Annotated in this window: 29 protein-coding genes; 9 read left to right on the top strand and 20 right to left on the bottom strand. The window is 47.4% G+C overall.

What is annotated here, in order from left to right:
- Nucleotides 1-5: 5 nt before the first annotated feature.
- Nucleotides 6-431, bottom strand: coding sequence for a DUF805 domain-containing protein (locus F0265_RS21815; protein WP_038509318.1), 426 nt, complete (start codon nucleotides 429-431; stop codon nucleotides 6-8).
- A gap of 26 nt (nucleotides 432-457) precedes the next feature.
- On the bottom strand, nucleotides 458-805 hold the full coding sequence (locus tag F0265_RS21810; protein WP_006957120.1) for a 5-carboxymethyl-2-hydroxymuconate Delta-isomerase: 348 nt from the start codon (nucleotides 803-805) through the stop codon (nucleotides 458-460).
- A gap of 286 nt (nucleotides 806-1,091) precedes the next feature.
- On the opposite strand from F0265_RS21810, the gene tpiA reads away from it, so the two are divergent.
- Together tpiA and F0265_RS21800 are read left to right on the top strand one after the other, a co-directional pair.
- Nucleotides 1,092-1,862: a triose-phosphate isomerase gene (gene tpiA / locus F0265_RS21805; RefSeq protein ID WP_171750344.1), complete on the top strand. Its 771-nt coding sequence runs from the start codon at nucleotides 1,092-1,094 to the stop codon at nucleotides 1,860-1,862.
- Nucleotides 1,863-1,972: 110 nt separating this feature from the next.
- Nucleotides 1,973-3,316 (top strand): MATE family efflux transporter, encoded by a 1,344-nt coding sequence (locus F0265_RS21800; RefSeq protein WP_171750343.1) that lies wholly within the window; start codon nucleotides 1,973-1,975, stop codon nucleotides 3,314-3,316.
- 46 nt (nucleotides 3,317-3,362) lie between these two features.
- Here the strand turns inward: F0265_RS21800 and rraA are convergent, their stop codons facing one another.
- The 3 genes from rraA to efp form a co-directional block, all read right to left on the bottom strand.
- Nucleotides 3,363-3,881, bottom strand: coding sequence for a ribonuclease E activity regulator RraA (gene rraA, locus F0265_RS21795; RefSeq protein WP_171750342.1), 519 nt, complete (start codon nucleotides 3,879-3,881; stop codon nucleotides 3,363-3,365).
- A 76-nt stretch (nucleotides 3,882-3,957) separates the two neighbouring features.
- A complete protein-coding gene (locus F0265_RS21790; RefSeq protein ID WP_171750341.1) occupies nucleotides 3,958-4,875 on the bottom strand; it encodes a 1,4-dihydroxy-2-naphthoate polyprenyltransferase in 918 nt (305 codons plus the stop codon).
- Between the two features lie 114 nt (nucleotides 4,876-4,989).
- A complete protein-coding gene (efp, locus tag F0265_RS21785; protein WP_021458016.1) occupies nucleotides 4,990-5,556 on the bottom strand; it encodes an elongation factor P in 567 nt (188 codons plus the stop codon).
- A 33-nt stretch (nucleotides 5,557-5,589) separates the two neighbouring features.
- Between efp and epmB the strand changes: the two genes are divergently transcribed.
- The 3 genes from epmB (at nucleotide 5,590) to F0265_RS21770 (ending at nucleotide 7,704) form a co-directional block, all read left to right on the top strand.
- Nucleotides 5,590-6,612: an EF-P beta-lysylation protein EpmB gene (epmB, locus tag F0265_RS21780; protein ID WP_171750340.1), complete on the top strand. Its 1,023-nt coding sequence runs from the start codon at nucleotides 5,590-5,592 to the stop codon at nucleotides 6,610-6,612.
- 2 nt (nucleotides 6,613-6,614) lie between these two features.
- Nucleotides 6,615-7,106 (top strand): type II secretion system protein, encoded by a 492-nt coding sequence (locus F0265_RS21775; protein WP_171750339.1) that lies wholly within the window; start codon nucleotides 6,615-6,617, stop codon nucleotides 7,104-7,106.
- An 82-nt stretch (nucleotides 7,107-7,188) separates the two neighbouring features.
- The gene (locus tag F0265_RS21770) at nucleotides 7,189-7,704 is read left to right on the top strand and encodes an MgtC/SapB family protein (RefSeq protein ID WP_171750338.1); all 516 of its coding nucleotides are present in this window, start codon (nucleotides 7,189-7,191) and stop codon (nucleotides 7,702-7,704) included.
- 42 nt (nucleotides 7,705-7,746) lie between these two features.
- Here the strand turns inward: F0265_RS21770 and pfkA are convergent, their stop codons facing one another.
- From pfkA to F0265_RS21755, 3 genes are all read right to left on the bottom strand, one after another.
- Nucleotides 7,747-8,709, bottom strand: coding sequence for a 6-phosphofructokinase (gene pfkA / locus F0265_RS21765; protein WP_006957135.1), 963 nt, complete (start codon nucleotides 8,707-8,709; stop codon nucleotides 7,747-7,749).
- 285 nt (nucleotides 8,710-8,994) lie between these two features.
- The gene (fieF, locus tag F0265_RS21760; protein ID WP_171750337.1) at nucleotides 8,995-9,903 is read right to left on the bottom strand and encodes a CDF family cation-efflux transporter FieF; all 909 of its coding nucleotides are present in this window, start codon (nucleotides 9,901-9,903) and stop codon (nucleotides 8,995-8,997) included.
- Nucleotides 9,904-10,010: 107 nt separating this feature from the next.
- On the bottom strand, nucleotides 10,011-10,508 hold the full coding sequence (locus F0265_RS21755; RefSeq protein WP_038509303.1) for a CpxP family protein: 498 nt from the start codon (nucleotides 10,506-10,508) through the stop codon (nucleotides 10,011-10,013).
- Between the two features lie 189 nt (nucleotides 10,509-10,697).
- Here F0265_RS21755 and F0265_RS21750 point away from each other — a divergent pair, with 189 nt between their 5' ends.
- The 4 genes from F0265_RS21750 to trmL all read left to right on the top strand — a co-directional run bounded on the left by F0265_RS21750 (nucleotide 10,698) and on the right by trmL (nucleotide 14,023).
- Complete coding sequence (locus F0265_RS21750) at nucleotides 10,698-11,384, top strand: response regulator (protein ID WP_038509301.1); 687 nt, start codon at nucleotides 10,698-10,700, stop codon at nucleotides 11,382-11,384.
- On the top strand, nucleotides 11,384-12,769 hold the full coding sequence (cpxA, locus tag F0265_RS21745) for an envelope stress sensor histidine kinase CpxA (RefSeq protein ID WP_171750336.1): 1,386 nt from the start codon (nucleotides 11,384-11,386) through the stop codon (nucleotides 12,767-12,769). The genes F0265_RS21750 and cpxA overlap by 1 nt, the downstream gene beginning before the upstream one ends.
- 73 nt (nucleotides 12,770-12,842) lie before the next feature.
- Nucleotides 12,843-13,460, top strand: coding sequence for a superoxide dismutase (locus F0265_RS21740; RefSeq protein WP_171750335.1), 618 nt, complete (start codon nucleotides 12,843-12,845; stop codon nucleotides 13,458-13,460).
- Between the two features lie 86 nt (nucleotides 13,461-13,546).
- Entirely contained in the window at nucleotides 13,547-14,023 is a 477-nt protein-coding gene (gene trmL, locus F0265_RS21735; RefSeq protein ID WP_021458024.1) for a tRNA (uridine(34)/cytosine(34)/5-carboxymethylaminomethyluridine(34)-2'-O)-methyltransferase TrmL, read from the top strand.
- A 72-nt stretch (nucleotides 14,024-14,095) separates the two neighbouring features.
- On the opposite strand, the gene trpS is transcribed toward trmL, so the two are convergent.
- The 12 genes from trpS to pilM form a co-directional block, all read right to left on the bottom strand.
- Nucleotides 14,096-15,133 carry a tryptophan--tRNA ligase gene (gene trpS, locus F0265_RS21730; protein WP_171750334.1) on the bottom strand — a complete coding sequence of 346 codons (1,038 nt, stop codon included), beginning with the start codon at nucleotides 15,131-15,133 and terminating at the stop codon, nucleotides 14,096-14,098.
- Between the two features lie 115 nt (nucleotides 15,134-15,248).
- On the bottom strand, nucleotides 15,249-15,929 hold the full coding sequence (locus tag F0265_RS21725; RefSeq protein ID WP_171750333.1) for a phosphoglycolate phosphatase: 681 nt from the start codon (nucleotides 15,927-15,929) through the stop codon (nucleotides 15,249-15,251).
- A gap of 4 nt (nucleotides 15,930-15,933) precedes the next feature.
- Entirely contained in the window at nucleotides 15,934-16,605 is a 672-nt protein-coding gene (gene rpe, locus F0265_RS21720) for a ribulose-phosphate 3-epimerase (RefSeq protein WP_006957145.1), read from the bottom strand.
- 102 nt (nucleotides 16,606-16,707) lie between these two features.
- Entirely contained in the window at nucleotides 16,708-17,535 is an 828-nt protein-coding gene (locus tag F0265_RS21715; protein WP_045987327.1) for a Dam family site-specific DNA-(adenine-N6)-methyltransferase, read from the bottom strand.
- A gap of 69 nt (nucleotides 17,536-17,604) precedes the next feature.
- A complete protein-coding gene (locus tag F0265_RS21710; protein ID WP_171750332.1) occupies nucleotides 17,605-19,104 on the bottom strand; it encodes an AAA family ATPase in 1,500 nt (499 codons plus the stop codon).
- A gap of 41 nt (nucleotides 19,105-19,145) precedes the next feature.
- Nucleotides 19,146-20,234 carry a 3-dehydroquinate synthase gene (gene aroB / locus F0265_RS21705; protein ID WP_021458026.1) on the bottom strand — a complete coding sequence of 363 codons (1,089 nt, stop codon included), beginning with the start codon at nucleotides 20,232-20,234 and terminating at the stop codon, nucleotides 19,146-19,148.
- A 31-nt stretch (nucleotides 20,235-20,265) separates the two neighbouring features.
- Complete coding sequence (aroK, locus tag F0265_RS21700) at nucleotides 20,266-20,784, bottom strand: shikimate kinase AroK (RefSeq protein WP_006957155.1); 519 nt, start codon at nucleotides 20,782-20,784, stop codon at nucleotides 20,266-20,268.
- 176 nt (nucleotides 20,785-20,960) lie between these two features.
- Nucleotides 20,961-22,325 carry a type IV pilus secretin PilQ family protein gene (locus F0265_RS21695; protein WP_171750331.1) on the bottom strand — a complete coding sequence of 455 codons (1,365 nt, stop codon included), beginning with the start codon at nucleotides 22,323-22,325 and terminating at the stop codon, nucleotides 20,961-20,963.
- A gap of 12 nt (nucleotides 22,326-22,337) precedes the next feature.
- The gene (locus tag F0265_RS21690; RefSeq protein WP_171750330.1) at nucleotides 22,338-22,850 is read right to left on the bottom strand and encodes a pilus assembly protein PilP; all 513 of its coding nucleotides are present in this window, start codon (nucleotides 22,848-22,850) and stop codon (nucleotides 22,338-22,340) included.
- Nucleotides 22,840-23,430, bottom strand: a complete 591-nt coding sequence (gene pilO, locus F0265_RS21685; RefSeq protein WP_171750329.1) for a type 4a pilus biogenesis protein PilO — start codon at nucleotides 23,428-23,430, stop codon at nucleotides 22,840-22,842. Before pilO ends, F0265_RS21690 begins: the two co-directional genes overlap by 11 nt.
- A complete protein-coding gene (locus F0265_RS21680; protein ID WP_253809533.1) occupies nucleotides 23,423-23,983 on the bottom strand; it encodes a PilN domain-containing protein in 561 nt (186 codons plus the stop codon). The genes pilO and F0265_RS21680 overlap by 8 nt, the downstream gene beginning before the upstream one ends.
- Nucleotides 23,970-24,887: a pilus assembly protein PilM gene (pilM, locus tag F0265_RS21675; RefSeq protein WP_171750328.1), complete on the bottom strand. Its 918-nt coding sequence runs from the start codon at nucleotides 24,885-24,887 to the stop codon at nucleotides 23,970-23,972. The genes F0265_RS21680 and pilM overlap by 14 nt, the downstream gene beginning before the upstream one ends.
- Nucleotides 24,888-24,959: the final 72 nt, after the last annotated feature.

Genomic DNA, 24,959 nt, shown 5'->3' with positions numbered 1-24,959 from the left:
ACGTTCTATTTCAACTCAGCGCCGTACTGGTTTTCACCTTGTGTTCCTTTGAGGAAACCGCACTCAACAAGAATCCAAACACCACATATCAATGCAGCCAATGAACTGACGGCTTGCAACGTGGTTGATTGTGCCATCTGCGTGGGATCACCAGCTGGTACTGTCATGCGCCCTATCACCAAGGGAACATTCAATAGTAGCCACCAGCTCGATTTACCTCTGTCATGCCATCGCTTGGCCGTTATTGCTAAATCTGGGATCAGAACAACAATCAAAAACACGGGCAAAAGCAAATGCGCCTGACTGGGAAACAACACATTCATGCCAGCGGCAAAACCCACAATTAATGTGTAATAGACCACATTCCATATCCAGTAGATCTTTCGCCCTACTCGCCCCTGAAATGAAAACAACAGCTCTTTCATCGACATGATTACTTACCTAAAAATCAAAAATGTTAATTTAGCACTTTTTGAAAACACTCTTTATCCATATCTCGAATATTCACCGTCAAGCTATGAACGTGACTGGCTTGCTCCTGCAACACATCCATCAACTGGCGTGAGAGGTCACGCTTTTGCTCCGCGGTTCTCCCGTCAAGCAGTTCAAAACTAATATGGATAAAGTCAACGTTATCGCCATCTTCTCCAATCAGCCAATTATGGCAGCGTAGCGCTCGGGATTTCACGGAAGGCGCGTCAAAAAGCCCGCATTGAAGCGCCACTTGATGCAGGTCCTCCAATAGACCTTGCACATTCACGCGTTCATCGACGGAGTTAGAGTATTCCATTACTAAATTTGGCATTGTAGTCCTCAAATGTAAGAGAGTTTCAAAAAATCACTAAAAAGACCCCATCACTATTACCAATTTCAGCTGCTATTTCCGAGCGTAAAACCAGCATAATGCATTATGGATCACTACAGAGAACAAAGCTTATACCATTTATGCGCGGCTATAGCGGTAACCATTAAGTCAGAACCGAACAAGACATGATACTAGTCATGATTTGGTCGCTTTAATCTGTTATATTCCTACGAAGATTTTTTACATTAATGAACTTTCTACATTAAATACAAAGGGAGATATTCCTATGCGTCGTCCTGTAGTGATGGGTAACTGGAAACTTAACGGCAGCAAAGCAATGGTAAAAGAGTTGCTAACTGGCCTTAACGCGGAACTTGAAGGTGTTGAAGGTGTTGACGTAGCAGTAGCTCCACCAGCGCTTTACATTGATCTTGCGGAGCGCGTTATCGCAGAAGGCGGTAACAAGATCATCCTAGGTGCTCAGAACACTGACCTGAACAACAGCGGTGCATTCACTGGCGACATGTCTCCAGAAATGCTGAAAGACTTCGGTGCTTCTCACATCATCATCGGCCACTCTGAGCGTCGTGAATACCACAACGAATCTGACGAGTTCATCGCGAAGAAATTTGCTTTCCTAAAAGAGAACGGCCTGAAGCCTGTTTTCTGTATCGGTGAATCAGAAGCTCAAAACGAAGCTGGTCAAACTGAAGCAGTATGTGCTCGTCAAATCAACGCAGTGATCGACGCGTACGGTGTTGAAGCACTAAACGATGCTATCATCGCTTACGAACCAATCTGGGCTATCGGTACTGGTAAAGCAGCAACTGCTGAAGATGCACAGCGCATCCACGCTTCTATCCGCGCACTAATCGCAGCGAAAGACGAAGCAGTAGCAGCGCAAGTTATCATCCAATACGGTGGTTCTGTTAAGCCTGAAAACGCTGAAGCTTACTTCTCACAACCAGACATCGACGGTGCTCTAGTGGGCGGTGCTTCTCTAGACGCTAAGAGCTTTGCAGCAATCGCTAAAGCAGCGGCAGCAGCTAAAGCGTAATTTTTCCTTTAGGAAAACTCTTATTGAGGTCAGCGCAAGCTGGCCTTTTTTGTGTCTCACACATCAATCAAGTATCCTACGCTTTTCCGCCCCAAGAGTAGTTGTACCGAATGCAGGATAAGCACGGCCTTTTGACTGGCCCCATCCCTCTCGTGCTCCGTCAGATGACCATTCCGATGACTTTCGGCATGGTGGCTATTCTGATGTTCAACTTGGTGGATACCTTTTTTATCTCTCTGCTCGGGACTGAAGCCCTTGCTGCCATCAGCTACACTTTCCCGGTGACCTTCGCAGTCAACTGCATCACGATGGGAATTGGCGTTGGGCTGTCAGCCAATATCGGCCGCCTGCTCGGGCAAGGACAATCCGAAGATGCAGCACGCTTCTCAAGTCATGGATTGGTTCTGGCGGTGACGTTAGTCGCGCTAGCATCTGGTTTAGGTTATTTCACCATTGACCCATTGTTTCTTGCTCTTGGAGCAAAGCAAGAACTGCTGCCCCTGATAAATCAGTACATGCACATCTGGTACCTGACGATTCCATTGCTTGTTGTCCCTATGGCAGGCAATAGCGCAATTCGTGCGACCGGGGATACCAAAACACCCGCCAAAATCATGATGCTGGCAGGCTTGATCAATGGCGTGCTCGACCCGTTACTGATTTTTGGTTATGGGCCATTTCCTGAACTTGGCATCCAGGGCGCTGCCATCGCCAGCGCTCTGAGCTGGTTGGGAGCCTTAATCGGTTCACTGTATGTGTTGGTGAAAAGAGAGAAACTCCTAGCTTTGCCATACTTCAAAACGCTGTGGGCAGACTGGCGCCAAATCCTAAAAATCGGCACTCCAGCGGCACTCTCCAACGCAATGAATCCATTATCCGGTGCCATTCTGATGATGCTACTCTCTAGTCACGGCACCGCCGCAGTGGCAGCGTATGGTGCAGCCCAGCGGGTGGAATCCATCCTTATCATTGTTTTGATGTCACTAACCTCAACTTTGACACCATTTATTGCTCAGAATGTGGGGGCGAATAACCCTCAACGTAGCTTCGCCGGGCTATTTCTCAGCATGCGCTTTTCGCTGCTGTTCCAGTTTGGGATTTTTGTCATGATGGTTCCGCTGAGCATTCCACTCGCGGCGCTCTTCTCTCAAGAACAAGCAGTGAAAGACCTGCTGTGGCACTATTTGCTGGTAGTACCATTCAGTTACGGGTTTCAGGGGATCATGATGATGCTGGTATCTAGCCTAAACGCCCTGCATGAGCCACTCAAAGCATTCCAATGGAGCTTTATGCGTTTGTTCGTCTTTACCTTGCCTTGTGCATGGATTGGCAGCTACCTGTACGATATTGAAGGGTTATTTGTAGGTATTGCGCTTGGCAATATACTGGGCGGCGTTCTGGGCTACCTTTGCGCGTTGAGAGTCCGACGCCAATTCTTAGCAGAAGCCACATAGCAAAACACCGACCTTCAAGGTCGGTGTTTTTTTATTTCTTTACCATTTAGTCAGCGATCAGCTCATCTTCTTCGGTGTCGAGCTCAACATTCAATGGCTCTTGGGATAAAATGACACCAGTATTATCGGCGTAGAGGTAATCTTCAGGAATGAAGGTCACCCCCCCAAAATTCACTGCTACATCCACCTCACCCACATTCTGCGATACAGCTCCAACCGGGATTGAAGCCAGAGCCTGAATGCCAACACTCATGTCTTCCAGTTCATCGACCTCACGAACACAGCCATAAACGACCAGGCCTTCCCATTCGTTTTCTTCGGCCAGTGACGCCAGTTCTGCATCAATCAAAGCACGGCGTAATGAGCCGCCACCATCAATCAGCAGCACCCGACCTAAACCATCCTGTTCGAGCACTTCTCGAATCAGACCGTTGTCTTCAAAACACTTCACCGTCGTGATCTGTCCAGCAAATGAGGCGCTGCCACCGAAATTGCTAAACATAGGTTCTACTACATCCACTTGTTCTGAGTAAATGTCACATAAAGCCGACGTATTGTATTCCATAGTGTTCCTTCCCATACGGTTCGTCATCTCCATCGAGTATATAGGGACATTAAGTCATTGCAATGACAAGACTCAATTAACTGGCCAGAGTTTGAGCTATAACCACACCAGCAAACAATAAGTTAGTCACCAGCGAGCACTTCACAATGACTGGCATCATAGGGGCGATTTGCGCAGGCTGCTCTGCCTGCCACACGGCTTTACCATGTTTGTAAATCACCAGCACGCTCAATAAAAACGGCAAGCTCAGCCATACGGGTACCGGCTGAAGCAGCAGGTAGACAATAAACGCAACGACAGCCCCGGCCAACAGCAACGTGTGGTAGTGCTTCGCATTCTTCTGCCCAAGGCGCACCGCAACTGTGCGCTTTCCGCATTCTTCGTCGTTTTCAATATCTCGCATATTGTTAATGTTCAATACAGCGACGGCGAGTAAACCACAACCTATAGCGGGTAAAACCAACAAAGGTGCGACAATACCAGTATGGAGGAAGAAAGTGCCGGCGACGCCAAGCAAACCAAAAAAGATAAAGACGGACACATCACCCAGCCCGACATAACCATAAGGCTTGTTACCTACGGTGTAGGCGATGGCAGCAGCAATAGCCAGCACACCTAAACCAATGAAAGCCAAAATACTTTGTAGACTGTCGAGTGCATAAAACACGAGGGCTAAGCCAGCAAGCATGGTCAACATGATATTAATCACGATCGCCTGCTTCATGTCAGCCTGAGTCACAGCGCCCGACTGGATCGCGCGCATTGGTCCGAGACGTTTGTCGTTGTCTGTGCCTTTTACCGCATCACCATAATCGTTGGCCAAGTTGGACAGGATCTGCAATAACGTCGCTGTGAGAAACGCTAAGATAGCGATCATCCAAGAAAATTGATGAGTAGAATATGCCAGCACACTACCGGTTAAGATCGATACCAGTGCCAATGGCAGTGTTTTGGGTCGAGCAGCGCCGAGCCAGATACGTAAGGACTGTTTCATACTGACTAGTGTAGTCTCATAATCAAGTGCAAGAATTGTGGCACATCAAAGTTAACGTAGAAACAAAAAAAGGCCACCGAAGTGACCTTTTCTAAATCTTGAGTAAGTTTACGCTTACTTAACGCGACCTACGTATTCACCAGAGCGAGTGTCTACTTTGATCACTTCGCCAATTGAGATGAACAGAGGCACTCGTACAACGGCACCCGTTGTTAGTGTTGCTGGCTTACCACCTGTACCTTGAGTATCACCCTTAAGGCCTGGGTCAGTATCCGTTACTTCCAGCTCAACGAAGTTTGGTGGCGTTACAACGATTGGGTTACCGTTCCAAAGAGTTAGCATACAAGAGTCGTTTTCAACCAACCACTTCGCATTTTCGCCAACTGCTTTTACATCCGCTGCAATTTGTTCGAATGTTTCGTTGTTCATGAAGTGGTAGAATTCACCGTCGTTGTACAGGTAGTCCAGATCGATATCCATTACGTCCGCAACTTCTACAGTGTCGCCTGACTTAAATGTCTTCTCTAGAACTTTGCCTGAAAGCAGTTTACGGATTTTAACGCGGTTAAATGCCTGACCTTTGCCTGGTTTTACATACTCGTTTTCGAGAATGACACAAGGCTCATTATCAAGCATAATTTTAAGACCGCCTTTGAATTCATTCGTGCTAACAGTAGCCATTTTTTCCTCTTACCATTCTTCGAGTTAAATTTAATGCCGCACATCATAACCCGAAAAGTCGAATCTGTTGAGCAAAACTGGCTCAAACAGCTAGCGAATGGGATCTCTGATCCTGAAAAACTTCTGCTGCAGCTGGAAATTGATCCTTCCCCGTGGCAGAACGGGTTTGAAGCGCGCAAGCTGTTCGCCCAACGAGTTCCGCAAAGTTTTGTTGATCGAATGGAGAAAGGTAATCCGTTTGATCCCTTGCTGCGTCAGGTCTTGCCGCTCTCAGAAGAGTTCGATGTGCATTCTGGGTATTCAACCGATCCTCTTGATGAACAAGACAATCAAATACCTGGGCTACTGCACAAGTATCGTAACCGGGCGTTGATGATCGTCAAAGGTGGGTGTGCGATCAACTGCCGCTATTGCTTTCGTCGTCATTTCCCATACAACGAAAACAAAGGCAGTAAATCGGTATGGTCGCAAAGCCTAGATTATGTACGCCAGCACCCAGAACTGAATGAGATCATTCTTTCTGGTGGGGACCCTCTGATGGCCAAAGATGAAGAACTTCAATGGCTTATCGAGCAAATTTCGGACATTCAACACATTAAGCGCTTGAGAATTCACTCTCGCCTGCCTGTTGTGATTCCAGCTCGCATCACCACCACCTTCACCAAGCTGCTCGCTGGTACTCGCCTGCAGGTCATTCTCGTTACGCACATTAATCACGCCAATGAAATCAATCAGGAACTGAGAGATGCGTTAAGTTCACTCCACCGTGAGGGTGTTACTCTTCTCAATCAAGGCGTCATGCTTAAAGGCGTCAATGACAGCGTTGAGGCTCAGGTTGCCCTCAGCGAGTCACTATTTGATGCAGGCGTGCTGCCCTACTACATTCATGTATTAGATAAGGTACAAGGCGCAGCGCACTTTTTTATCTCTGATCAGCAAGCCAAACAGATCATGGCAGGCGTCATTGAACGGGTTTCTGGTTATCTGGTGCCGAAACTCACTCGTGAAATCGGCGGCCGAACCAGCAAAACACCACTGGATTTACAGCTAGAATAAAGATGAAAAACAGACAAGGTTTTACTCTAATTGAACTGGTGATCGTGATTGTGGTACTCGGCATTTTGGCCGTGACAGCCCTGCCTCGATTACTCAATTTGCAGTCCAATGCCCGCACTTCGGCTTTGCAGGGTTTGAAAGGAGCCATGCAGGGTGCCAATGAGCAGGTGATTGGTCTGGCATCGGTAGAGAACCTAAATGCACTTTCCAGCGCGACATTAACCATCGAAGGCGATAACGTCGCGATCGTTTATGGTTACCCGAAAGCAGACAATGCTAACGCTTGGTCGCAGTTGTTAGAAACTACCATTGAAGATGCCACGTTTGGATCAGACGGTGCCGATTGGTATTTCAGCAATACCGACCCCAATGACGGCGTGATTCTCTACCTTCCAGCCGACCGCCGTCAGAGCACGCAAAATTGCTATCTGCAATACAGTGAAGCCACCTCTTCGTCAGAGCCGAGCTTTAGCCTGACCACTTCCGGCTGTTAGTCGTTATTTATCCTCAAGATAAATCTCTTTTGTTCGCCTAAACCGAGGCCACTCGGCATACTCCGCGGTTTAGGAGAACACTATGTACATCTTGCCAGATTCGCTGCTCGACCTTGGTCCGTTTGATTGGCCAGCCCTCCTGTGCTGCGCGATCAATGGTCTGCTCATTGGCGTTGAACGTCAGACACGAGGCAAACCTGTTGGTATCAGAACGTCCATTCTGATCATCGCTGGTACTTACCTGTTTATGTCGATGGCGGTCTCTCTTTCACCGAACACCTTAGATCAAGCGCGCGTGCTGGGTCAGATCATTACCGGTGTTGGCTTCTTAGGCGCAGGGGTGATGATGACATTGGACGGCAAAATCCATGGCGTAACGTCAGCTGCCGTGATTTGGCTGCTGGCCGCCCTGGGGCTGATGATTGGTCTCGGCTATTTACAGCAATCTGTTGTCATCACAGTGCTAGCGCTGGTTGTTTTGTTCGGAGTCGATAAAGCCGAAAATCGAATTCAGGCGCTACGTCGTGGCGTGCATCAGAAGATTCAGCGGCGTAGGAGCTCAGGATCCAAAGAGAATCCCCCTTCGCACGAGACATAAAAAAACCACCCGACTGGGTGGTTTTCTTTGATTCATTGCGGCTTAGAATAACTCTTCCGCAACTTTGTAAAGGTCTTCACGTACTGGGCGCTTCATGTTTTCAATCGCGTCGATAATGTCGTGATGAACCAGCTGTTCTTTCTGGATGCCAACACAGCGGCCACCTTTACCATCCATCAGTAGGTGGACAGCGTAGTTACCCATACGAGACGCCAACACACGGTCAAATGCGGTTGGACGACCACCACGTTGGATGTGACCCAATACTGTCGCGCGAGTTTCGCGGCCCGTTGCCGTTTCGATCTCTTTAGCCAGCTCATTGGCGTCCATCATCAGCTCAGTCAGAGCAATGATCGCGTGTTTCTTACCCTTCTTGATGCCATCTTGGATGTTGTTGATCAGCTTCTGCTTATCCAGTCCCGTTTCCGGCGTAATGATGTACTCACAGCCACCAGCAATCGCAGACATCAGAGTCAGATCACCACAATGACGACCCATGATCTCAACAATAGAGATACGCTGGTGAGATGAAGAAGTGTCACGCAGACGGTCAATCGCATCAATCACTGTGTTGAGTGCCGTTAGGTAGCCGATGGTGTAATCGGTGCCGGCGATATCATTATCGATGGTGCCCGGTAGACCGACACATGGGTAACCCATTTCTGTCAGTTTCTTCGCACCCATGTATGAACCGTCACCGCCAACAACAACTAACGCTTCAATACCATGTTTTTTAAGGTTTTCGATTGCTTTTTCACGCACGGCAACATCTTTGAATTCAGGGAAACGTGCAGAGCCTAGGAAAGTACCGCCTTTGTTGATCACATCAGATACGCTTGAACGATCAAGCTTCTTGATACGGTCTTCATACAAGCCCAAGTATCCGTCGTAAACGCCGAAAACTTCTAAACCTTCCGATAGAGCTGTGCGAACCACGCCGCGTACTGCCGCGTTCATGCCTGGTGCGTCACCGCCACTTGTCAAAACACCGATCTTCTTAATCATGCTCACCCTCGATTTTTGGGAATCTTATTTCAATTTTTACGTCAGCAATTTTCAGCCAAATTACTGACAAGATTCTTATAGCTGCGCAATATGTTACCTTGACGGGCAAGGAATACTACTTTTATTTGCACGAAATTATGTAACTTTTCTACTTATGTAAGAGTATTACAGCTTTGCGCTTTCACTGATTTGATACATATCAGGATCACAGTGAATTGTCGTCCCGATGAAAAGATAGTCAATAAGCGCTGTTTTGTCGCTGCGTGCTGTCTTGCTAATCCTGGTTTACCAATCTTGGACTTTTTGCTCTTTCTCAGGCCCGAGAACCACCGAATAAGGATCCTGATGGATCAATACATCGGCATGGGGGAACAGCTCAAGTAGCTGATTCTCAACCTGATCGGAAATGCGATGCGCTTCAATCAAAGGAATCTGATCTTCGAGCTCCAAGTGCAACTGAATAAAGCGCGTTGGGCCCGACATACGGGTCCTTAGTTGGTGTACCCCTAAGACTCCATCGACCGACTGGCAGCACGCTTTGATCGCTTCCAGCTCTTCATCCGGCAACTTGCGGTCCAGTAAGGTCTGAATCGCTTCCCGTACCATCTGCACAGCGCTATAAAGAATGTACAGGCCAATGCCCACTGCGAACACGGCATCCGCTTGCGTCACACCGAACCAACTCAAGCCAAGCGCCAGCATAATCGCAGCGTTCATGTACAAATCAGACTGATAATGCAAAGAGTCTGCAGCAATAGCCTGGCTGCCTGTTTGTCTCACAACATGTTTCTGGAACTGAACCAGGGCGAAAGTAACCGCAATGGCGAACATGCTTACATACACCCCGTACTCGGGAGATTGCAATTCATGAGGCCTGAAGAAGCGCTCAACACCATTGAGAATAAGAAATACCGCAGAGCCTGAAATAAACATCGCCTGAGCCAATGCAGCCAAAGACTCCGCTTTGCCGTGGCCAAAGGTGTGTTCCCTGTCGGCAGGTTGTAATGAATACCTGACGACAAAAAGGTTGACCAGAGACGCGGCAATATCAAGCATAGAGTCAATCAATGAGGCGAGTAGACTGACTGAGCCCGTTACCCACCACGCCGCCAGTTTTACCACCAGCAGCAACGTCGCGACAATCGTAGCTGTCCAAGCAGCCAGTGTCACCAAGCGCGCATATTCGTGTTTCATAAAGTAAAGCGTTTGAAAAACATTACCTTAAGTATAACCCGCAAATTATTGAATAAAAATGATACAAAAAAGGCGGCCAATTGGCCGCCTGAATCTGTACACAAAGATCAGCTGTCGCTAAAACGCTCCTGCATCTTCTCTAAACGCTTTTCAGAGCGCTCTTTCTGTAGCTCAACATATTTGGTTTTCTGCTCCGGTGTCAGAATGCTCAGCATCTGATGTTGCTTTTCAAGCATCTTCACTCTGCGCTCAGTCTGCTTCTCAACCATTTGCTTAGCCAGTTCGTTGGCCGCCGCTTCATCGAATGTATCAGCGAGTAGCAACGCCTGTACCTTTTCTTTATTCGCCTGCATCTCAGCATGGTGACTTTCAAAGTTGTCTTTGAACTTCGCTTTCATTTCCGTTTTGCTGGCTTGGCGCATTTCTTTCAGTTGATCTTTTTGCGCATCGGTCAAGTCCAGCTGGCGCATAATGCCGCGGTCAAAGCCAAATTCACCATGTGGGCCTTTCTTGTGGTCTTTACCACCGTAAGCAAATGCGCTCGCGGTACCTAGTGTGAGGGGAAGAACAACAGCAGCCAATACCAGTTTCTTTGCAGTTTTCATAATCGTACCTTTCATATCCAGAGGGATGGAATCAAGCTGTCTCGACAGCGCTTGAGTGTAGATTACGAACTGCAACGTAAAGTGACGTCTAGAGAGCGTAAAGAATCGTAAAGAGCAAAAATTAAACTAAAGCTCTCGACGAATAATCAGTAATATTAGTGTAACCGATAAGATTGAGAGACGTATTCCATGGCCAACATCCTATTGATTGACGATGACACCGAACTGACCAGCCTGCTTAAAGAAGTACTGACATTTGAAGGTTATCTCGTATCTGAAGCCAATGACGGAGAAGCAGGGCTTGAAGCCATTAACGACAGCATAGATTTAGTGCTGCTCGATGTCATGATGCCTAAGCTGAATGGAATGGAAACCCTCAAACGCTTGCGTGAGCACTGGGAAACCCCTGTCTTGATGCTGACTGCGAAAGGCGAAGAAATTGACCGTGTCATTGGCTTGGAGCTAGGTGCTGACGATTATCTACCAAAACCTTTCAGTGACCGAGAATTACTGGCCCGAATCCGCGCTATTTTGCGTCGCACTCAATCGAAAGGCGGCAACAAAAACAGTGATTGCATTCAGTATCAGGACATTAAAATCTATCCGGGTAAGCAGGAAGCCTACTGCCAAGAACAGTACCTAGATCTGACCACTACAGAGTTCGCACTGCTGAGCCACTTTGTTCAGCATCCGGGGGAAACGCTGACCAAGGAAACGCTCAGCTTAGATGTGCTAGGTAAGCGCTTAGCGGCATTTGACCGCGCCATCGATATGCACGTATCCAACCTACGCAAAAAACTGCCAGAGCGCGAAGATGGCAAGTCTCGTATTAAAACACTGCGCGGACGCGGCTATCTACTGGTTGAGGAAAATTGATGCGTCTGCCTAAGATCACCAGCTTGTATGGGCGTATCTTTGCCATCTTCTGGTTTACCATGTTTCTGGTGCTGATCGCCGTACTGTCGTTACCTCATTTGGATCCACGAAAATCGAGGGATATTCCGGCCGATCATTATAAAAAGCTCATCGGAATCAAACAGAAGATAGAGAAGAACTTTGCGCGCGAACAGGATCTTCGCCGGATTATATTTCAGCTTGAAGGGCCAAAGCGTTCGCCGCGCGATCCCCGCCCGCGTTTTGTTCTGACCGATCTGGAAGGCAATATTCTGACCACGCGTGACCGCAAAGATTTCAAGCTTAAAGCCGTGCAGAACTTTATCACCAGTATCGAAAACCCAGAGCATCCTAAGCAGAGATTGTATGGCCACTACATGGTGGCGGGCCCGCTGCCCGTTACTCTGGCCCAGAAAGACCTTTTGCTCTACGTCGGCATGAAGTGGAATCAACCGTCACCGTTTTTGATTCGCCTGTTTGATAAACCATTTCAGCTGCTTTTCGCTGTGATGCTGGTCAGCACTCCTCTACTGCTTTGGTTAGCGTGGGCGCTAAGTCAACCCGCTCGTAAGTTGGAGCGCGCCGCTAAACGGGTTGCGAAAGGCGAATTTTTTGTCGACCCACAACTGGAAAAAGGCACGTCTGAATTCCGTCAGGCCGGTAAAAGCTTTAACCAGATGGTTGAAGCGGTCAACCAGATGATTTCTGGTCAGCAGCGCTTGTTATCCGACATTTCGCATGAGTTGCGCTCTCCCTTGACTCGATTGAGAATGGCCACGGCCTTGGCATCACGTAAACAAGGAGAAAGCCCTGAACTCAATCGTATCGATACCGAAGCACAGCGTTTAGAACAGATGATCGGCGAACTTCTCGAGCTGTCTCGAATGCAGGTCGACAGCCATGTAGAACGAGAACAGCAACCCATTGGTAGTTTGTGGGAAGCGATTCTCTCGGATGCGCAATTTGAAGCCGAGCAGATGAACAAAACACTCCGCTACGATGCCATTCCAGAGCGCACCATTTCGGGCAATCCGAAATTGCTCATGAGTGCCGTCGACAATATTGTGCGTAACGCCATCTATTACGGAAAAGACGTCATTCAGGTGTCACTCCGCATTCATGCCGATCAGCTCACGATTGCTGTCGACGACAATGGTGAAGGTGTACCCGAGCAAGAACTGGAAGCCATTTTCCGGCCTTTCTATCGTGTCTCGACCGCACGAGATCGCCACAGCGGCGGTACAGGTTTAGGATTAGCGATCACCGAAAACGCAATTCGACAGCACAGCGGCTCTATACAAGCACTGCGCAGTGAGCTCGGAGGCTTGAGAGTAGAAATCCGCCTACCACTCGTACCAGTGCAATAACCTTATAAAAACACAGTTGATAATGGATCTCATTATCATTTAAAGTAAATCCTTCAATTATGGAGGATTTACTATGTCTCACATTTTCCCAGAGTTGCCTTACGCATACGACTCACTCGAACCTTACATTGATGCTAAAACCATGGAAGTCCATTACAGCAAGCATCACCGCACTTACTTCGACAAATTCGTTGCTGCGGTCAAAGGGACGGAGCTGGAACATGCCTCACTGAGCGACATCTTCGCCAACATTTCTCAGCACGCTCCGGCAGTACGTAACAATGGTGGTGGCTACTACAACCATATCCTTTACTGGAATTGCATGGCACCCGGTGCAGGTGGCGAACCTCAAGGTGAATTAGCCAAGGAAATTGACGCGACTTTCGGTGACTTCGAGCAGTTTAAATCTCTGTTTGCCGAAGCTGCCATCAATACATTTGGCTCCGGCTTTGCCTGGTTAGTTGTCAAAGACGGCAAACTGCACATTGCCTCCACCAGCAATCAGGACAATCCTTTGATGGATGTTGCTAGCGTTCAAGGTGAGCCTATTTTAGCGCTAGATGTATGGGAACACGCTTACTACATCAGTTATCAAAACCGTCGCCCTGAGTACATTGACGCTTGGTGGAATGTGGTTAACTGGGATGCGGTAAGCGAGAACTATGCAGCAGCACTAGCGCAAAACGCATAGCAAAAACTCACCACTTCAGGCTTGGCGGCATTTTAAAGCCGCCTTATACTGCTTAGCTTCCCAGCAGATGATAAGAAATTAACACTATGTTCGATATCGCCCTTTATGAGCCTGAAATTGCCCCAAATACAGGAAACATCATTCGCCTGTGTGCCAACTGTGGTGCAAACCTGCATTTAATTGAGCCATTAGGGTTTGATTTAGAAGAGAAAAAAGTCCGCCGTGCTGGGCTTGACTACCATGATCTGGCACGTGTTACTCGCCATAAAAACTATCAGGCGTTTGTTGAGTACCTAGAAAAAGAGCGCGAAACCTTCCGCATTTTTGCTTGTACGACAAAAACAACCGGTCATCACGTCGACGCTAACTTTCAACAAGGCGATGTTTTATTGTTTGGCCCAGAAACCCGCGGCCTACCAGCAGAGCTGATTGAGAGCATGCCAATGGAACAGCGTATTCGCATCCCAATGATGCCTGATGCTCGCAGCCTGAATTTATCTAACGCAGTCGCCATTATTGCTTTTGAAGCTTGGCGTCAGATGGGATTTGAAGGTGCTCAATAGCATCACAAATTGGATATAAAAAAACGGACTCAAAATGAGTCCGTTTTTTATATTTACCGAAATTAGCCAGGTCTATGGGCGAGCCACAAAACCTACCGCTTCGTATGCTTTCTTCAGCGTCTCTGCTGCGCGAGCTGAGGCTTTTTCAGCACCCTGCTTCATCACTTGATCCATGTATGCGCGATCTGCACGGATACGGTGATATTCAGCTTGGATAGGCTCGAGCATAGCCACAACCGCTTCGCCCACATCTTTCTTAAATGGACCATACATCTCAACGCCTTGGTATTGCGCTTCGATCTCTTCAAAGCTCTTACCTGTCGCTGCCGAGTACAGACCCATTAAGTTAGAGATACCCGCTTTGTTGTCCCAATCATGGGCAATACGTGGCGGCGTTTCTGCATCTGTCTGAGCTTTGTTGATCTTCTTGATGATCGATTTAGGCTCTTCTAGCAGAGTAATCACATTCTTACGGTTATCGTCTGATTTCGACATCTTCTTCGTCGCATCCTGAAGGCTCATAACACGTGCATTCACCGTCGGAATGTACGGTTCTGGGACTTGGAAGATTGGCTGCTCTGGCGAGTAGATGTTGTTGAAACGAGTCGCAACATCACGAGCTAGTTCAAGGTGCTGCTTCTGATCGCTACCCACTGGTACTTGGTGTGCGCCGTACAGCAGGATATCCGCCGCCATTAGTACAGGGTAATCAAACAGGCCAACGTTCACATCGCCAAACTGGCTTGAGCTGTCTTTCGAATAACGCGCCGATTTGTCTTTAAACTGAGTCATACGGCTCAGCTCGCCCATTTGGGTGTAGCAGTTAAGAAGCCAACCAAGTTGAGCATGCTCTGGTACGTGTGACTGAACAAATAGCGTGCTCTTTTGTGGATCAACACCAACTGCCAGACAGATCGCTAATGCGTCTAGAGTCGCTTCATGCAGCGCTTTCGGGTCCTGACGAACCGTGATCGCATGAAGGTCTACAACACAATATTGGCAATCGTAATCGTCTTGCATCTGTTGCCATTGACGTAGAGCACCCAAGTAGTTACCGATACTTAGTTCACCTGATGGTTGAACACCACTCAATACAATGGGTTTGCTCATGGGAATAGTTCCTTTGACTTCTTATCTAAAAAATGAAAAAAACCGTGTGGATTCTAGCCACACGGTTTACTCAGTGTACTCATTAACGAGTATTTTGGAAGATCTTTTGTTGCTACTAAGCGGAAACCGCTACCACATCCACTAGATCTGCGATTGTGTCTGCAACAAAATCCGGTTGAGACTGCGAAATCGGCTCACCATGATTGTATCCGTAAGTCAAACCGAACGAAGCGCAACCCGCATTTTTCGCTGCCAGAATGTCATTCTTAGAATCACCCACCATCAACATTTCTCGTGGCTGACAACCATGTTTCTCAAGCAACCAGTTCAATGCCATTGGGTTCGGTTTTTTCTCTGGGAAAGTGTCACCACCAATCACATCAACAAAGTACTTATCAATGCCGTGCTTTGCCAACACATCAGGTACGAACTTCGAAGGCTTGTTGGTCACCAGCGCCATTGTAAAACCCGCTTTGTGCAACTCGGCCAAGGTTTCTTTAACCGCAGGGTAAAGGTGGCTTAGCTTGTGTCCGCTTTGTTCATAATAATCATCGAAAAGAACACGAGCTTTGGCATGCAGTTCTGGATCCAAATCAGGCGATACCGTTAGACTGCGACTCAGCGAGCGCCCAATAAGCACATCAGCGCCGTTACCTACGTAGTCACGAACTTGCTCTTCCGTTACTGCTGGGTAACCAAGTGCTTGTACAGCCTGGTCGGCAGCCACTGCTAGGTCAGGCACGCTATCCAGTAAAGTACCATCCAAGTCAAACGCGATAAGTTTAATATTGCTCATTCAATTACTCTGCCTTTGCTAATTCAGCACGCATCTGGTCGATGACTTCTTTGTAGTCAGGTTGGTTGAAGATCGCGGAACCTGCGACAAACATATCAGCACCCGCTTCAGCGATTTCTCGAATATTGTCGACTTTGACACCACCATCAATTTCCAGACGGATGTCGCGGCCAGATTCATCGATCATCTTGCGTACTGCACGCAGCTTATCCAGTGTTTTAGGAATGAAAGACTGACCACCAAAGCCTGGGTTCACTGACATCAAAAGAATCATATCGATCTTATCCATGATGTATTCAAGGTGAGAAAGTGGCGTTGCTGGGTTGAGTACCACACCCGCTTTACAACCATGTTCTTTGATCAGTTGCAGTGTGCGATCAACGTGTTCAGACGCTTCAATGTGGAAGGTAATCATTGACGCACCGGCTTTGGCAAAATCCGGAATAATACGATCGACTGGCTTCACCATCAGATGCACATCAATCGGTGCTGTAATACCGTAATCACGCAGTGCCTGACAGATAGGAGCACCAAAAGTCAGGTTAGGAACGTAATGGTTATCCATAACGTCGAAGTGAACCACATCCGCACCCGCTGCGAGCACTTTTTCAACATCTTCACCAAGACGAGCCATGTCTGCAGACAAAATGGATGGAGCGATAAGGAAATCTTTCATACCTGACCTCTAGAATTTATTGGGCAAAACCATTGAATACAAGTTGAGCGCAATTCTACCGAAGCTAAAGGTCAGAAGATAGATGAGATAAGAGAAATGTCGTTAGTGCTGATCGTCTGGCTTAAACAATGCCAGTAGCTCATCCACTTTATTGCGCCCAGCGCCATTGCGACTGATGGTGCGCTTCACCTTAACCACGTTGAGTTCCGCCCCATGGTACAAGCGACGAGTAAGCGTGGTATCGTGATTAGAAATCAACACCGGAATGTGACGCTCTTTTGCCGCTCTTTCCGCTACATCCGCTAAGGCAGCCTGATCGTCTAACGTAAATCCGTTACCGGCATAGGAGGTAAAATTGGCGGTATTAGACAGTGGCGCATACGGCGGGTCGCAATACACAACACTGCCTTTACGAGCACGTTTAAAGGTATCCGTATAGCTTTCGCATACAAAAGTCGCTTTCTTGGCTTTTTTGGCAAAGAATTCCAGCTCAGCTTCAGGGAAGTACGGCTTTTTATATGAGCCAAAAGGAACGTTAAAGCCACCTTTCTTGTTGTAGCGACATAGGCCGTTAAAACCGAAACGGTTCATATACAGAAAAGCCAATGAACGGTACATCACGTCTTCCGTCGCATTGAACTGCGCTCGGATCGACAAGTAAGCTTCTTTGCGATTATTCTCAGGCACAAACCAACGCTTTGCTTCGGAAATGTACGCTTCCGGGCTCTCTTTGAGTAAGTTGTAGAGATTAATCAAATCTGGGTTGATGTCTGCAAGCAGGTACTGCTCATAGTCAGTATTCAGGAAAACCGAACCAGCGCCAACGAACGGTTCAACCAGCTTACGCCCTTCGGGCAAGTATCGCTGGATATCTTCGACAAGTCCGTATTTTCCACCTGCCCATTTCAGGAAGGCACGCTGCTTCTTCATCTACTGCTCTATCTATCAACCACAAATTAAGGCTGCGGAATGTAACATATTTTCCCGCTAAGCTCAGCGTTATTTCACTCGATCAATTTCTCGGTGGACCTGACTGAGGGATTTAGCCCAAGGATCCAGCTGCTGTAAATCAGCTGGAAGCGCTTCAACGGCATCTCTCGCCACCTGAATGGTTGGATAGTTTTGATAAGTGATGATAAACCACTCTACTTCGTTGCGAACGGTCGGGTATATATACACGTTGGCAGCCAAATTGTGCTTATCTAGGAAAACTTGCACATCTTCCAGAGAACGCACAGCGGCCAGTTGAAGGGTATAACTGCGAGGAGAGAAGCTCTTCAGCTCATCTTTCGTGAAAGAAAACTTCACAATTGGCTTTTCTACCTGAGTGGCAACCTCAGTTTGCGCGGCAGGTTCAGCCACCGCACTCGATGCTGTGTCAGGTACATCCGATTTAGGGACCGATTGCTCAACCACTTCCTGTATCGCTGTCGTATCGACTTTTTCAGGTTTACCTTCCAACAAAGCGTCCACGACTTCTGAAGTAATCACAACGCGCTGATGATCATCCGAAGCATTACCTACACTCGAAGTTTGCTCCGTCACTGCCGGAGGAAGAGATTCCGAATCATCTTCTGCCGAAGACAACATAGGATCAGAAGCCTGATCGTCACTCATTGAGCCTTGCTGTTCAGTATCTTGGGCATCAACAGGTAACGTTGGAATCACAGTCTGCTCGATAGAGTCTGTCATCTGCTGCGCTTTGTCATCCGGCGAAGGCTGGCTCATCATCCACCAGTAACCACCACCTATCAGTACCAGCAACGTAATCACCACCAAAGCAATATTGATTGGTGAGCCAATGATTGAGCGGATAATGATCCTTTTTTCCACTTTATGATCCCCTAAAGCCATAATCTCACCCGGACGACGGGCAACAGTTCGGTATGCGTTACGTACGCGCTTCTCTCTTTCATCTTCGACAAAGCGAATCACCAGGTGTTCAAAAAATCGATCCGCTTCGTCCTGAGTCAACGGTTCAATCTCTAAATCGATCGGCTTGTGATCCTGACCATAGCTAAGGCGGGTCAGTAGTACATCGAGGCTGTTGGACTGAGCGAACAAGACCACGTTGATTGTCCACGCTGGATTTTCCTGCGCTTCCAGAATCAACATCCACAATTCAGAAACAAAGGATTCCTGCAGCAAATGCGCATCATCAACAACGATAACAGCATCGCAGCTTTCCCCTTCTATCTGGCGAGCAAAACTTTCGGCTAATGGGTCGGCAGGATTGAACATCGGCTCAGAAAAGAGCTGGGTCAGAATCATGGTGCGGCGTTGTTGGTCATCCTGGCTTGGATGACACATCAGGAGCGATTGGTTTTTATCTGACGCCCACGCTTCAAGGTAGCGTTGGGCCAGCCAAGATTTACCGGCCCCTGATGCTCCACCAACAGTGACTAAGTTTGACCCGAAGTTAGTCAGCAATTGCATTCGCTCAAGCAATTCTACTTGAGAATCTAACTCCAACACACGGGATTCATGCGTCAAACTCATTCAACCATCCTAATGACAGTCCACTGTCTAAAGAAAAGAATTTAGATATCGCGACAAAAATCGATCGCTTGCTTGATGACCGATTCAGGCACACCTTTAACTACTTCTGCGCTGCCGATGCTGGTTGGCAACACTAAACGCAGTTCACCAGAGAGCACTTTTTTATCGCGCATCATGTGTTTCATGAAGTCGTCAAAAGTCATAGTGTCTGGTGTATGCACGGGCAATTGTGCTCTCTTCAGTATAGAGAGAATTCTCTCTACTTGCTGCTCTGTGATAAGCCCTTGAAGCTGCGCAGTTTTTGCTGCCATCACAGTGCCGGAAGAAACCGCTTCGCCATGTAGCCATTTACCATAACCTAACTCAGCTTCGATCGCATGACCAAATGTATGACCTAGGTTCAGTAATGCACGAATGCCGGACTCTTTTTCATCCTGAGCCACCACTTCCGCCTTTATTTGGCAGCAGCGCGCAATGGCATAAGTCAATGCTTGCTCATCGAGTTCGTACAGCTTGTTAAGGTTCTCTTCTAACCAGACAAAAAAGTCCTGATCATAGATGATGCCGTACTTGATCACCTCGGCAATGCCAGCAGCAAATTCGCGCTCAGGCAGTGTCGCAAGGCAGTCGGTATCAATGATCACTGACTTTGGCTGGTAGAAGGCACCAATCATGTTCTTACCCAGCTTGTGGTTCACCGCCGTTTTACCGCCAACCGACGAATCCACCTGAGACAACAAAGTGGTCGGAATTTGGATAAAGTCGACGCCACGCTGATAACACGCCGCAGAGAAGCCAACCAAATCACCAATTACGCCACCGCCTAGGGCAATGACAACAACATCGCGAGCGAAATTACCTTCGAGAAGGTAACTCATCACGGTATTGAAAGTATCCAGCGATTTGTACTGTTCGCCATCTGGTAGCTCAAGAACTGAGGCTTCACAGCCCACTTGCTCAAGAAGAGATAAGATTTTATCGGCATACAAAGGCGCTACCGTGACATTGGTAATCACAACAACTTTTTGTTTCGCTGATAAAAATGAAAGGTGGGCCGGATCATTGAATAATCCGGCACCAATTGAGATTGGATAGCTACGCTCACCTAAACTGACCGTAATCCGTTCCATGGGTATTCTCCAGTTGCTAAAATTTAACGTCTTAACGTTCTTCTAGCATTTTTACGATCTGGTTGGCTACCACTTTTGCACTTTGATCGTCAGTACGTACTGTGTAATCCGCGATTTCTTCGTAAAGAGGGTTGCGTTCACCAGCCAGTGACTCCAACACATCACGAGGGTTATCCGTCTGTAGCAGAGGACGTTTCTTGTCACGGTTGGTACGTGCAAGTTGCTTTTCAATCGTTGTTTCTAAATAAACGACGATACCGCGAGCCGATAAACGGTTGCGGTTTTCTTTACTCTTGATAGAACCACCGCCTGTTGCCAGAACAATACCATGTTCTTCTGTCAGATCGTTGATCACCCTTTCTTCACGGACACGGAAGCCTTCTTCGCCTTCTACGTCAAATACCCAAGCGATATCTGCGCCAGTGCGCTCTTCAATCACAGTGTCCGAGTCAACAAACTCCATATGAAGTTGTTGAGCCAAGTGTCTACCAATTGTACTTTTGCCGGCACCCATTGGGCCAACAAGAAAAATATTGCGTTTTTCAGCCATGTTCAGCAGTAATTTACAACGTTAATTCAATGACATCGCCACAAGAAAACCAAGATTTCTCTGGTCAAAGATATGCTTGTGGCACCTATTCCTCACAGATAATTCGTGATAAGACCCGAAATTATCTAGATAAGGTGACACTAATGCAAATTTATTTTTGCCTGTTTGTTGATTGATTAAGGCACAACCACTGTTGGCGTTACAAAAATCAACAACTCGCTCTTACCCATTTGCTGATAAGTTCGTCGAAAAAGCGCACCTAGCAAAGGAATGTCGCCTAACAACGGAACCTGATCGACCGTATCCGAAACACTGTGCTGATAAATGCCTCCCAGAACAATGGTTTCGCCATTATTGACCAGTACCTGAGTACCGATACGTTGCGTGTCTATCGCAACGGCTTCCCCAGTGCCGGTTTTGACCACTTGACCCGGCCTATCTTGGGTGACATTCAGATCGAGAATCAAACGGTTATCCGATGTGATTTGCGGAGTAACTTTTAAACTTAACACTGCTTTTTTAAAATTCACACTGGTTGCACCGCTTGAGGCCGCCTCTAAATAAGGAATTTCAGTCCCCTGCTCAATGTAAGCCGGTTGCTTGTTGGTGGTAATCAGACGCGGACTGGATATGACTTCTGCTCTCGACTCCCTTTGCAACGCTGACAATTCTAAATCCAGTAAAGTGTCACTGCCCAGCTTAGCGACCTGAAAAGCAATCGTCGAAGCGTTCACGGACGTCGCCGCTAAGTTGACGTTGAGAAAGTCGTCCAGTGACGAGTCCGAATCACCATACAGATTGAGATTGGCTAAGTTATTTTCTATCGAGCCTCCCACACTGTGACTGCCGTTGGTCGAACTAAACCCCCAACGCACACCCAACTCTTGTAAATCGCCTTCATTCAAGCTGACTATGCGTGCTTCAATTTGTACTTGTTTCACCGGTACATCTAATTTCGCAATGATCGCCTTGATCGCTTGAATGTTGATAGCTACATCGCGAATTAACAGGCTATTGGTTCGAGAATCGATTGAAATCGCCCCTCGTTCAGACAACATCCGCGTTGCAGCACTATCGCTTAGCAAAGCCGCAATATCTGCCGCTTTGGCAAATCTCACAGCGATAATCTCAGACTCTAACGGTTGAAGCTCAGCCGTGACTTTCTCCTGCTCCAACTTCTGTTGTCTGAGCTGAGCAATTTCAGCCGCCGTTGCCACCAGCAACACACTGCCATCCATGCGCTTCTCTAATCCCTTCATACGCAAAATGATATCGAGTAACTGTGGCCACGGAACCTCCTTCACTCTCAGGGTCAGATTGCCAGACACGGCATCTGACACAACCAGATTAAAATCGTTGTAATCCGCAATCTGCTGTAATACCTGGCGCACCGGAATATCCTGAAAATTGACGGAAAGCGTGTCTGCCCCGCTTTCTTCTGCCTCAAGCTCAGGCCTCATCTCATCATTGCTTGCTGCATTAAACGCAGTCCCCACGCCAATCAGCAGCACACTGAGCCACCTTGCTCCCTTAAAAACCATTTTCGATATCACCTAGTTCATCGCTAGCCTGACACTTCTGGTAGTCCAGCACCCTTGATGATCTTTCACCATCTCGCGAATTTGAATCACATCTGAGGAAATGCTGGTGATGGTGCCTTTATTGACACCTATTGATTGCCCGAGCTTAGATTTAATAATGTTCCCAGAAGGAAGCTCGATCAGTGCAGTCTGCTCACGCTCTTTACCCATCGTACCGGCCAGCCGCAGCTGCTGAAGAGGATAGCCTGCCAGCTCACCCTTTGAGGCGACGTTAGGGTTCGACTGACAAAGTGGCTTCTCAGGGCGAGCGTGTGAAATGCTTTCTGGCAATGCAAAAGGATCTCGTTCTGATTGAAAATCGGAAACCGTTCGCAGATGAGCTTGACCAATAGCAGGGATAAAGTCCGAGCTCTCGTCCTGTTGATGCTGAGCGGCTTTAGGCACCAGCAATTCAAGAGGTTGCTGATTTGCTCTACATCCGAGCAATATCAGTATTATGAATGGCATGACGAACTTAGTAGGCATCACTCACCTCATGGTTAGATTGAAAGAGATAGATGTGGCCTTTGACATACAGCTTATTGCTTCCAGCCTGTACTCTTCGCCAGTGCAAGGCATCAAAGTGAACCGGATAAGATAGCGTTAAGATTGACTGAAAGAAGGCCGTAATTTGATGGTAACGCCCTGTGAGCTCAAATTGCAGCGAGCATTGTAGGTAGGAATCAGCATGTGTTTGGCTTCCCTGAACTATGCGTGGAAACACCAAACCATGTTGCTCCGCAATCCGATGAAGATCACTCAATACTTGGGTCAATTCCATCGGCTGCAGTACTTGTTTTTCCAGCAAGTTATTTCTTTTCCGCAGCGACTCGAGCTCACTTTTACGTTGTTCTAGAGACGATACATTGTGGCTTTTAGACTGAATAGCACTTAGTCGCTGTTTCTCCTTAGCCAGTTGCGAATCCAATCGCGCGAGTTGCGGGGACAGGAAAAGGGCATAGCCCAATAACAACAATACCAGTAGATAAGCACCTAGCATGATATGTTGCTGGAACTTGGGTAGCTGAGCTAGCGTCACCAGTTCAATATCACGTAGATCAATCATGTTCTGGTTCCACTAGCTCAAAGGTCAATGTGAAAACCTGATAGTTTTGCTGACTTTGTGACTGATGGTGTAACACCGATTGCATGGCGACCGACTCAGCCATGGGTGTCCGATTAAGTTGCGCTAACAGCGTAGACAGCTGCTCTGTTGAGGATGCCTTGCCATGTAGCCTGACTTGTCTGCCTGTGGTGTGTATCTGCTCTAGATAGACGTGGTCTGGAAGTACGCTAGGCAATAGGCTCCCTAGCTGGGCAATTAGATAGCGTCTAGCATCCAGGTTGTGCAAAGCAGCAAACTCACTGTTCAATTCCTCTATCTCTTTTTCGATGGCACTTAACTGAGCGTATTGCTGCCCTAGCTTGCTATCCCACCTTGTCAGTTGATCGACTCTCCCCTGTTGAATATCCAGTTGTAACTGCAAATATCGGCTCACGCCCGCGATACTAAACACAGCAACAACACTCACCGCAAAAAGACTCAGCAGGAATCGACGGATTTGCATCTGACGTTGCCTTTCCCGCCAAGGCAGCAGATTAATATTAAGCTGCATCATGCCTCTCCAACCAAGAAGCACCACTTAACGCCAGCCCAAGTGCTTGGGAGAATTGAGGGCCGAAATCTGCTCTCGTTTCTAGCTTGCAGCGGAACAAATCACCCAGCTTAAGCGGAATACACGCCAGTCCTGCATCGGATTTCATTGTTTGGATAAACGAAGAAAAGAAATGTATTTCACCACTTAGCCAAACCCCATTGAGTTTGATATCCAGTAGCTGAATATGGAGAACTAACTTTTCTAATGTCTTTCGAATGACATCATGTTCCAGACTTTCCAAGCTGAACGTTTTGTCTATCAGGCGTAGTGGCTCAGCTTCACAATATAACGCGATTCCGTGCCAGTTGAAGTCAATCAGTAACCAATTTGACTGTTGATATTGTTTTGCAGCACGTCGCCATAACTGAGCAAGGTTATGTGAATAGGGGTTGATCAGAACAGGCTCCATGCCCACTTTAAGGCATGGCGCAACCCGACTATCCACACACCCTTTTCTCACCGCGTAGACTTGATAGTCTTGCGCCTTATTGTGGGACAATAAGGTAAAATCCAAATACAGCGCTTCCACATCTACAGACGACTGCCTCGCAAAAGCTTGAGTAATCGCAAACTGGCATTCGGCGTCACTCAAATTGCTATCTATTTGTAATTGCTTACTTATTACTGAACTATCAGGAACACTCAGACACACTTTGCGACTAAATAGTGGCAAAGCCTTTCTTAGTTCTTTGAGTTTCTTTACAATTTTCTGATAATTTAACCTGTAGTTATCAGTGAAAATGTCCGCTTCGACTGGCATTTGGTGATAACCAACAAGTGCAAAAGTGTCTTTTTCAGGTTTTAAGACCACCGCTTTGATACTCTGGTGGCTGATATCTATGCCTGTAATTAGTGATTTACCCATATAGCTCAGCTCCATAAACTTGCTTAGCGCTTAGGCTTAAATCGTTGATTTAGTAAGCACATAAACAGATTT

Source organism: Vibrio sp. RE88 (assembly GCF_013113835.1).
GTDB lineage: Bacteria > Pseudomonadota > Gammaproteobacteria > Enterobacterales > Vibrionaceae > Vibrio.
Note: the sequence above shows the minus strand (reverse complement) of the source record. Positions and strands in the feature narration are given on the sequence as shown.